The organism is Corynebacterium sp. MSK122 (assembly GCF_030229435.2).
GTDB classification, from domain to species: Bacteria; Actinomycetota; Actinomycetes; order Mycobacteriales; family Mycobacteriaceae; genus Corynebacterium; species Corynebacterium marquesiae.
The window spans coordinates 17,896-27,297 of record NZ_JASPHV020000026.1 but is presented as its reverse complement, the minus strand read 5'-3'; the positions used below and the strand labels follow the sequence as shown (position 1 = coordinate 27,297).

The window sequence follows — 9,402 nt, the reverse complement described above, 5'->3', positions numbered from 1 at the left end:
TGTTTTCGTAGAGGGCTACAGCATCACGTTTGAACTGTTCGGAGTACCTAGGCATGGTGGTAGATTACCTTTCTTCCCAACCCAACCGGGCTGGATATCAGGTGTCCACCAAACAGGGGTCAGGCCCGTATCCAATGTGAGCTTTCCGCCGGGCCGGTAACTTTTCGAGTTTCAAAGCTCGTCTTTGAGTTCGTCCCTCCGAAGAGGTCGATTTTACTTGAGCCTCCGGTTATTTAAATTTTTCGTGCTATGCAGCTTCGCCTTCGTTCGCAGCACGGCGAACTTGTAGCGCACCAATAAAGCCCAACGCCAGGAATACGGTCGCAGCAAGAAGGGAGTAGCGGGCGGCGTCGGTCATGCCGTCGCTCAGCGCCTGCACCACAACGCTGGTCTGCTCGCCAAAGGGACTATGCCCACCCTGAGCGCGCAGTCCTGCAATAGCGGAACCAGCTGATTGGCGCGTTGCTTCTGCTATGCCATCGGCACCCGACCCCATGATGCCGGCCGCCTCCAGCGTTTTGGGCAGCGTTAGCCCAAGGGCCATGGAAAATACAGACCCAGAAACCGCGGTGCCCAGCGCGGAACCGACCTGGCGGACCGTACTCTGAGTAGCCGAAGCCTGACCGGAACTATTCACCGGAATCTCGCTGAGCACCGTGCCAGTCAGCTGCGCGGAGGCAAAACCTAAGCCCAAGCCGTAAAGCGTCAATGGCAAGGCAATGATCCAACCGCTGGCATTAGGCCCCATAAGCGCAACCATGATGAGCACGCCAACAACCTCCAGCCCGAGCCCGATAAGCACCGTGCCCGGCGCGCCGAAACACGCTGCCACGTGGCGTGCCGCTGCGCCAGAGAAGAACGCACCCACTGCCATCGCGGCAAGAACGAGACCCGCGGACATGACGCTCAAGTCTAATGCATTGATCAGGTACAGAGGCAAGATGAAAATGATCGCAAACTCACCTATGGCCACCGCACCGGCGGTGATATTGCCCCACGAGAACGTGGAGTAATTAAAAAGGCCTAAGTCCAGCAATGCTGAACGGTGACGACGCTTGCGGTGCTGTTCCCACCGAATAAAAAGCGCGAAGCCAAGCGCCGAAATAGCCAATGCAACCGGAACCGGAGAGACCGGGGCACTATCCGGCCAGGTCCAAGCGAAGACCTGCAGTGGCGCCTTGGGAGACCACCAGCCAAGGTCCGGGGCCTCAATGACTGCGAAGACCAAGGTACCGAATGCAATAGCACTCAGCTGCGCGCCGTCCACGTCGATGCCTGGAAGCGTTTTCGGGCTGCGGGTCTCGCGCACGGTAAGGATCGCACCGATAGCGATGATGACGCCAACGGGAACATTGACCCAAAAGATCCAGTGCCACGATGCCCACTGTGTCAGCGCGCCGCCGGCTAGAGGTCCAACCGCAGCTGCGCCAGAAATGACCGCACCCCACACGCCGAAGGCTGCAGCACGATACTTGCCGCGAAAGACTGCATTTACCGTCGACAATGTGGACGGCATGATTAGCGCCGCACCGACAGCTTGTACCGCACGCGCAGAAATCAAGGTGCCGGATGACGCAGATAGCCCTGCCATCACACTGCCTACGACAAAGACACTAAGGCCTAGAAGAAATGCACGCTTGCGCCCCCAACTATCGGCAATCTTTCCTGTGGACAACAACAGCGCTGCAAGTAGGACCGCATACAAACTATTGACCCATTGTGCCTGGGTTAGGTCCAGCTCAAGATCAGTAATAATCGTCGGCAGCGCCACACCAACGATGGTGCCGTCCAAAACAATGATGCCTAGGCCCACGGAAAGGATCGCAAGGCTTATCCAGTCTCGCCATGTCGGCGGCGCGGCGTTTTCAGTGGAAGCTTTGCTCATTTCTAGTCACCATTTACTGCTTGAGTCTTAGCCGCTTGGGTCTCGCTGATGGCATTTCCAAGTGCTGCAATGAAGGCGATAAGGCCCACCGTGATGAGGATATGTCCGAGACCAGCGATGCCAGAGATCATTGCAGAGGACTCCTCCCCCAGGACGGTCAAGCATCCGTGCCAGATCATGACGCCAACGGTGACGACCACGCCGACGTTATAGAGCCAGAAGAACGCATTGAACTGACCGCGGCTGCGCGACAGGCCGAAGACCTTCTCCAATACCAAGAAAATAAGGCTCATCATGAAACCGAGCGCTAGCAAGTGGGTGTGCGCCACGCTTAGCTGGGTAAACTCGCCCGCGGGGAAGTCATTGGCACGCGTGAATTCGCGGTAGAACACGCCCGCGCCCAAGCCCAACACGAGGTAGAAAATGGATGCCCAATACAAAGATTTCATGGTCAATCTCCTTCCCGACCGCTGCCACGGCCGGATTAGCGATGAATCAAATACTCCAAGGACTCATCTTTCTACATTCGTCCCCGCTTTGAATCGCAGGGCTGGTTGAAGCTGCGATCAACCAGTCGGTTGACTATTAGGCTCGGTAGCTAAATATTCATAGGCCTGCGCCGAGAAATAGAAGCGCCGAATGTCAAGCCGCTTCTGTTCTTTGCCATGCAATTGAAGCCAAGCGTCCACGACATCATCTGGGTAAACGCCCGCCGCGCGCAATACCGCGGCGGTAAATGACACCGGAGCCAAGCCTGGTCCTGTAATCACTCCACCATCAAAAAATACAGCTTCTTCTTTATATCCTTGAGTGTTGGCGTAGTTCACTGAGGCAAGAAAGCCTTGCGCGATTGAAGTGTGTTTGCAGTGGTCAAGCACCTCAGCACGAGCAAAGGTCAAAGCCCCATCACAGATTGCTACCGAGAGCACTTCGCTCTCATTTAAGACCTTAATCGGCTCCAACGGCTGTTGGTGCCCGTCAACGTATGTATCTGCTCTTGGCACCACGAACGTCGCAATATCGGTCTGTTTCTGAATGTTCTGCAAGGTCAAGCTTGGAACCACCTCGATTGCGCCTTTGGATCGAACGGCGCCTGGAGATGCGCCAACGAACAAAACCTTAAAGCGACCCGGTGCTTAGGTCTCAGCTTCAGCTACCTGAGTTGTGAGTTAGGCTTAGTCCCAATCAGACATGGTTTCCGTCGCGTAAATAGCAATCACCTTTATGAAGCTCACGATACGCAGACTTTCTAGATCACCACTGAACAGGCGAACATTCCGATGAGTGCGCTCTGGCCCACTCGAATGCCCTAATCCCTCGCCTTAAACTGACCACATGTCTGAAGTAATAAAGCAATACGCCATAGACCTCACCCGCCTCGACACCGCCGTATACCGCGCTACCAATTCAGCCGGAGCCAGCATTGAGTTTGGCAGTGGCGAGGGACTCCTCTCCCCTGTTGAGCTTTTGCTAGCTGCCGTCGCGGGGTGTTCGGCAGTGGACGTGGATGTGGTGACATCTCGGCGCGCGGAGCCAGAATCTTTTGACGTGCACGTAGAGGGTGACCGCCTCAACGAAGATGGTGCATCGCGTCTGTCCGAGGTTCGCGTGGGCTTTGATCTATCTTTCCCAGATACACCCGAGGGCAACCAAGCCCGCAGGATGGTGGACAACCTGATTCGCATCTCCCACGAGAAGGACTGCACGGTATCGCGCACGGTTGAGAATCCCACTCAAGTGGCGTTTAGGAACGACTCGAAATAGTTTCCCGAAATAGAAGCGCGACATGCGGTTTCACTCCGGGGATGACCCCAGCCCCGCTGCTATGGTGCAGTTGTTAACTACTGTGACAAATGTGATTACTGCAGGAGCTCAACATGTCACCATCTTTCTCCCGTCGCGGCCTTTTTAAGGCCAGCGCTCTCGCGCTGGCCGCAGGTGCTATCGGCGCTGCCGCACCGAATGCAGCGGCACTCGGACCGGTGCGCGGCACCATCATTGATTTCTCCGCCGGCGTACCTTCCCCGCAGGCAATTAAGAATGCCGGCCACATGGGCGCGATTCGCTACGTCTCCGACAAGCGCCCCGGCGCTGCGTGGATGACCGGCAAGCCGGTAACCCTCAAAGAAACTAAGGCCAATGCGGCAGCGGGTCTGCCCACGGCGTCGGTCTACCAATTTGGTCGTGCGGAAACCGCCGATTGGAAGCAAGGCGCAGCAGGTGCGGCAGTACACGCACCGAAGGCGATTGCGCTACACAAGAAGGCAGGCGGTCCCACCAACCGCCCGATCTACATCGCCATCGACGATAACCCCACCCGTGAGCAGTACACCCGCCAGATTCGCCCGTACCTGCAGGCATTCTCCAAAACGCTGGAACTGGCCGGCTACCAGACGGGCATCTACGGTAACTACAACACCATTGAGTGGGCAATCCAGGACGGCATTGGCACGTACTTCTGGATGCATGACTGGGGATCCAATGGCAAGATTCACCCGCGCACCACTATCCACCAGCTGCCGCACGGCAAGCAGCAGACCATTGGCGGCGTCATCGTTGACGTCAATGAGGTCTACGCCAAAGACTGGGGCCAGTGGACGCCTGGCAAGTCCGCGGCACCTGCACCGGCAAAGAAGCCGACCACCAAGAAGCCACAGCCAAAGCCGCAGCCGCAGACCAAGGCCCCGAGCAATGGCTCGTCCGACTTGGTCAATCAGCTGAGCTCGCAACTACAGAGCAAGCACCCAGAGCTACCGGAACTGCCGCAGGTCACGGCCAATGGCGTGACCTTTAATGGTAAGACGCTGAGCAACGATCAGATTCGCCAGCTAGCGAAGATCGTCGCAGAAACGGTTGCAAAGGCGTGGTAGTACTACTTCTTAGAGGGCTCGGAGGTTTTCTCCGAGCCCTTCTTTTTGTCTGCGGACTTCTTTTTGGACGTGGTGGATTCGCTACTGGGCTCCTTGGACGAGGCCTTTTCCTTCTTGCCCTTGCCGGATTTCTCGTCCTTGTCCTTCTTACTGGAGGAGGTAGTAGAAGTCTCCGAGGTGGAGGTCTCAACCGGTGGGACGTCCTCGCCGTCTTTGTACTTGAGGAAGCGCTCGGTGGCCTTGCCCAGATTCTTGCCAGTCACCTCGTCCTTGACGTAGTCGGTGAGGTCATCGGAGGAGCCGTTAATAGAGGCGGCGGCGACGAAGTTCTCACCAAAGGAGACCGAGGAGTTAATGGACTTATCATTGGACCAGCCCCACTTGCTGCCTACCACGTTAGAGAGCTTGGCGGTGCCGTAATCCTGGCGGTAGCCATCCTCCGAGATGGGATCGGCATGGGCCATAGCTACGAGCACTGGGTGGGTTTCATCGCGGTCAATGAGCTGCGAGATGAAGCTGGCGACGTCATAGGTGGAGGTTTGCGAATAGCCCCATTGCTCGCCAGCCTTGGTGGATTCGAGGTTGAATTCATCGGCAATGGTGTCGATGGACTCTGGGTATTTATCAAAGAGGTCTTCGGCGGACTTATCGGAGGAGCTAGCAATCATGTCCAGCGCCTCATATTTGTCCTCGTACTCGCCCTTTTCCATAACGTATGTGGCGATGTAGAGCTTAATGAGGCTGAGCGCCGGGCGAGCCTCGTGCTCCGAGGCAGAGCCCATGTGCATGCCATCGTGTAGGCGGATGTAGGTAACCGAGCGCCCCTCATCACCTTCTAGAAACTCATTGATTTCTGGTGGGACGTCGCGGTTGGTGTCTGTTGCTTCCGAGGGGGCGTCGGCAAGCGCGTCGCTTTCACGCTCGCTATTGCTGCACGCAGTGGTGGTCAAGGCGAGCATGCATACGGCCAAAGCGGCACCAGCCTTAACTGATGCCGCCTTGCGGTTCAACGACGTTTTAAACACGTCGATATATGTTACCGGTTGAGTGCACTATTTAGGCAATTAATGCTGCACAGGTGCCTCGACGCCCACGCCGGTAAGGGAGCGAACTTCCATCTCTGCGGAAAGCTCCTCAAAGTTATCCGGCTTGGTCATGATGGAGACCAACCAGCCAACGAAGAAGGACAGCGGAATGGAGACCAAGCCCGGCGAGGAGAGCGGGAAGATGGCCCAGTCCGCGCCTGGGAACATGGAGGTCTCAGAACCGGAGACTGCCGGGGAGAAGAAGATAAGCACCAGGCAGGACACCACGCCGGTGTACATGGAGGCCACCGCGCCCGCGGTGTTGAACCGGCGCCAGTACAGGGAGTACAGGATGGTCGGCAGGTTGGCGGAGGCCGCCACCGCAAACGCGAGGGAGACCAGGAAGGCCACGTTCTGGGTCATGGCCAGGATACCCAAGATGATGGAGACGATGCCAAGGACCACCACGGTGGCCTGGGAGACGCGGACCTGCTCAGCCTCGGTGGACTCGCCGTTGCGGATAACCGCGTGGTAGATGTCGTGCGCAATGGATGCAGAGGCGGTAATGGCCAGGCCAGCAACCACGGCGAGCACGGTAGCGAAGGCCACGGCGGAAATAATCGCCATGAAGATGGAGCCGCCGATCTCGAGCGCGAGTAGTGGCGCTGCGGCATTGGCGCCGCCCGGGGCGTCGAGAATGCGGTCCGGACCCACCAGTGCTGCCGCACCGTAGCCCAGGACCAGGGTCATAAGGTAGAAGGCACCGATAATAACGATCGCCCAGGTAACGGAGCGGCGCGCCTCGGTAGCGGTGGGCACGGTGTAAAAGCGCATCAGCACGTGCGGCAGGCCGCCCACGCCGAGCACCAGGGAAATGCCCAAGGAAATAAAGTCCAGCTTGGTGGCGGTGGTGGCGCCGTACTTCAGGCCCGGAGCCATGATGTCCTTGGCCTCGTAGCCCTTCTCTTTAATCTGCTCGGAAGCGGCGTGCATGTCGATGGCGTTATTAAACAGGGTGCTAAAGCCGCCGCGCAGGGCAATGAAGACCAAGAAACACATGATGACCACGCCGGCTACCAGGAGCACGGCCTTGATCATCTGCACGTAGGTGGTGCCCTTCATGCCGCCGACTAGGACGTAGACAATCATGAGCACGCCCACGATGCCCACGACGAGGGCCTGCCACTTGAACTCATGGATATCCAGCAGTACCGCAACCAAGGAGCCGGCGCCGGCCATCTGCGCGATGAGGTAGAAAAGCGTGACGAAGAGGGTGGCGATAGACGCCGCCACGCGCACGGGCTTTTGCTTCAGGCGGAAGGACAGGACGTCCGCCATGGTAAAGCGGCCGACGTTACGCATGGGCTCGGCAACGAGCATGAGTGCGACCAGCCAGGCAACGAAAAAGCCCACCGAGTACAAGAAGCCGTCGTAGCCGTTGAGCGCCACCGCGCCAACGATGCCTAGGAAGGAGGCGGCGGAGAGGTAGTCACCGGAGATGGCCAGGCCGTTCTGGCGCCCGGAGAAGGTGCCGCCGCCGGTATAAAAGTCCGAGGCCTTCTTCGTGGTCTTTCCGGCGCGCAGCACCACCGCCATGGTGATGAAAAGGAAGATGCCGAAAATAGAGATATTCAAGATGGGATTGCCGGCGGAAGTCTCGGCGGCAAGGGTGGTGGTGATCATTACATGCCCTCCAGCTCTTCACGGATGGCGGCCGACTTAGGCTCGATATTCTTATTGGCGTACTTCACGTAGATCCACGTGATAATGAAAGTGGTGAGGAACTGGGCTAGGCCGAAAACCAGCCCGACGTTCCAGCCGCCACTAAGCTCGATTGCCATAAAGCCAGGGGCAAACACGGCGGCAAGAACGTAGACCACGTACCACACGAAGAAGGCCACGGTCATAGGGAAGGTAAAACTCCGGTAGGTGCGGCGCAGCTCGCCGAATTCGGCGGAGTCGCGCATCGCGATGAACTCGCTGCCAGTGGGTTCGCGGCGCGAGACAGGAGTTGCAGCTACGTCACTCATAGAGCATCGTCTCCTTGGGTGAGAGGAACTTAGGTCACACGAGATAGTGTGTTATTTCTCACTATCCACGCTGATCTGTAAGTTACAGAACATTTTCTGCAAGGTTGTAAACTCTGCCAAGAAAACTTTCTACTCCCCCACCCTTTTAACCCCATAGGCTTCACTGAACTGGAATAACATCTTTAGCAAACTACCCCCGAAGGAAGAATTTTTTACCCCTTGTAAAGATTGTTAACAGCCGCTTGGCAAAAGAAAAAGCCCCCGTGAGGGGGCTTAATCTGCGGTTGATGTTACTCTTCGTTGCCTGGGAATTCGCGCGGGTCATTGAACATGCGGCCAAAGCCTTCCTGGCCCTCAAGGGCGTCAATGGCAGATACTTCCTCCGCCGTGAGCTCTAGCTCGGTGGCAGCCAAGTTTTCTTTCAGGCGCTCAGTGCGCGCGGACTTCGGGATCACGGATATGTCTTTAGACATGAGATAAGCCAGGACAACCTGTCCCTCGGTGGCCTCGTGGTCAGCAGCAGCCTGCTCAATCACGGGGTTATTGAGCACTACCCCGCGTGCCAACGGGGCCCATGCCTCGGTGACGATGTCATTATCGTGGTGAAAGGCGCGCAGGCTGGACTGAGTAAAGCCCGGGTGGATCTCCACCTGGTTGAGCACCGGAGAAATGCCGGTGGTGGAAATTAGGTCTTTGAGCACGTCCTCGTAGAAATTAGCCACGCCGATGGACGCAATCTGACCCATGCCCTGCAGGCGGGCGATAGCCTCAAAGGTCTCGTTGTACAGGCCACCCTGCGGCCATGGCCAGTGGATAAGATACAGGTCGAGGTAGTCCAGCTGCAGATCCTTTAGCGACTGCTGGAATGCCTCTTCCACCTTGTGCTCCCCCTGGTGAGAGTGCCATACCTTGGAGGTAATAAAGAGCTCATCGCGGGTGACGTCGCCGGCATCCATTGCCTGCTTCAGGGCGGTGCCTACCGCCTCTTCATTCTTGTAGAGCGTGGCGGTATCGAAGTGGCGGTAGCCCAAATCGATGGCCTCGCGGATGACGCGGATGCATTCCTCGTCATATAGCTTGTACGTACCCAAGCCCAGCTGGGGCATTTCGCGGTCATCATTGAAAGTTACGGTTGGCACAGTCATGCCCTCCATTGTGCCGCAGTTTTTCTGACCGCGCCGAAAACGACGAAACCCCAGGGCGAACCCTGGGGTCGAGCGCTTCTAGTCGGCGCGGATGAGGTCAATGATAAAGACCAAGGTGCGGCCGGATAGCGGGTGCGCGCCACCGGCGGGGCCGTAGGCCTTTTCCGGCGGGATGATGAGCTTGCGGCGACCGCCCACCTTCATTCCCGGAATGCCCTCTTGCCAGCCGGCGATGAGACCGGTCAGCGGGAACTCGATGGACTGGCCACGGTCCCACGAGGAATCGAATTCTTGGTTGGTCTCGTATTCAGCGCCGACGTAGTGGACCTCCACTACGGCACCAGGCTGTGCCTCAGCACCGTCGCCGACGACGATGTCTTCTACAACAAGGTCGGTCGGCGCTGGGCCAGACTGGGCTTCAATAACAGGCTTATCCATGGGGATTAT

At 57.5% G+C, this 9,402-nt stretch carries 10 protein-coding genes; 2 read left to right on the top strand and 8 right to left on the bottom strand.

Annotated elements, in window-relative coordinates:
- Positions 1-247 precede the first annotated feature (247 nt).
- The 3 genes from QP934_RS10100 to QP934_RS10090 all read right to left on the bottom strand — a co-directional run bounded on the left by QP934_RS10100 (position 248) and on the right by QP934_RS10090 (position 2,949).
- Positions 248-1,885, bottom strand: a complete 1,638-nt coding sequence (locus QP934_RS10100) for an MFS transporter (protein WP_419127455.1) — start codon at positions 1,883-1,885, stop codon at positions 248-250.
- A gap of 2 nt (positions 1,886-1,887) precedes the next feature.
- Positions 1,888-2,334: a DUF2871 domain-containing protein gene (locus QP934_RS10095; RefSeq protein WP_284811068.1), complete on the bottom strand. Its 447-nt coding sequence runs from the start codon at positions 2,332-2,334 to the stop codon at positions 1,888-1,890.
- Positions 2,335-2,451: 117 nt separating this feature from the next.
- The gene (locus QP934_RS10090) at positions 2,452-2,949 is read right to left on the bottom strand and encodes a DJ-1/PfpI family protein (RefSeq protein ID WP_419127454.1); all 498 of its coding nucleotides are present in this window, start codon (positions 2,947-2,949) and stop codon (positions 2,452-2,454) included.
- Positions 2,950-3,220: 271 nt separating this feature from the next.
- On the opposite strand from QP934_RS10090, the gene QP934_RS10085 reads away from it, so the two are divergent.
- Together QP934_RS10085 and QP934_RS10080 are read left to right on the top strand one after the other, a co-directional pair.
- The gene (locus QP934_RS10085; protein ID WP_419127453.1) at positions 3,221-3,649 is read left to right on the top strand and encodes an OsmC family protein; all 429 of its coding nucleotides are present in this window, start codon (positions 3,221-3,223) and stop codon (positions 3,647-3,649) included.
- A gap of 113 nt (positions 3,650-3,762) precedes the next feature.
- Entirely contained in the window at positions 3,763-4,755 is a 993-nt protein-coding gene (locus QP934_RS10080) for a DUF1906 domain-containing protein (protein ID WP_419127452.1), read from the top strand.
- A 2-nt stretch (positions 4,756-4,757) separates the two neighbouring features.
- Here QP934_RS10080 and QP934_RS10075 read toward each other — a convergent pair whose 3' ends face one another.
- The 5 genes from QP934_RS10075 to QP934_RS10055 form a co-directional block, all read right to left on the bottom strand.
- Positions 4,758-5,780 (bottom strand): hypothetical protein, encoded by a 1,023-nt coding sequence (locus QP934_RS10075; protein ID WP_419127451.1) that lies wholly within the window; start codon positions 5,778-5,780, stop codon positions 4,758-4,760.
- A 39-nt stretch (positions 5,781-5,819) separates the two neighbouring features.
- Positions 5,820-7,463 (bottom strand): cation acetate symporter, encoded by a 1,644-nt coding sequence (locus tag QP934_RS10070; protein WP_419127450.1) that lies wholly within the window; start codon positions 7,461-7,463, stop codon positions 5,820-5,822.
- Positions 7,463-7,810 carry a DUF485 domain-containing protein gene (locus QP934_RS10065; RefSeq protein WP_419127449.1) on the bottom strand — a complete coding sequence of 116 codons (348 nt, stop codon included), beginning with the start codon at positions 7,808-7,810 and terminating at the stop codon, positions 7,463-7,465. The genes QP934_RS10070 and QP934_RS10065 overlap by 1 nt, the downstream gene beginning before the upstream one ends.
- Positions 7,811-8,100: 290 nt before the next feature.
- Positions 8,101-8,964 (bottom strand): aldo/keto reductase, encoded by an 864-nt coding sequence (locus QP934_RS10060; protein WP_284811075.1) that lies wholly within the window; start codon positions 8,962-8,964, stop codon positions 8,101-8,103.
- 69 nt (positions 8,965-9,033) lie between these two features.
- Positions 9,034-9,393, bottom strand: coding sequence for an FKBP-type peptidyl-prolyl cis-trans isomerase (locus QP934_RS10055; RefSeq protein WP_005323855.1), 360 nt, complete (start codon positions 9,391-9,393; stop codon positions 9,034-9,036).
- Positions 9,394-9,402: the final 9 nt, after the last annotated feature.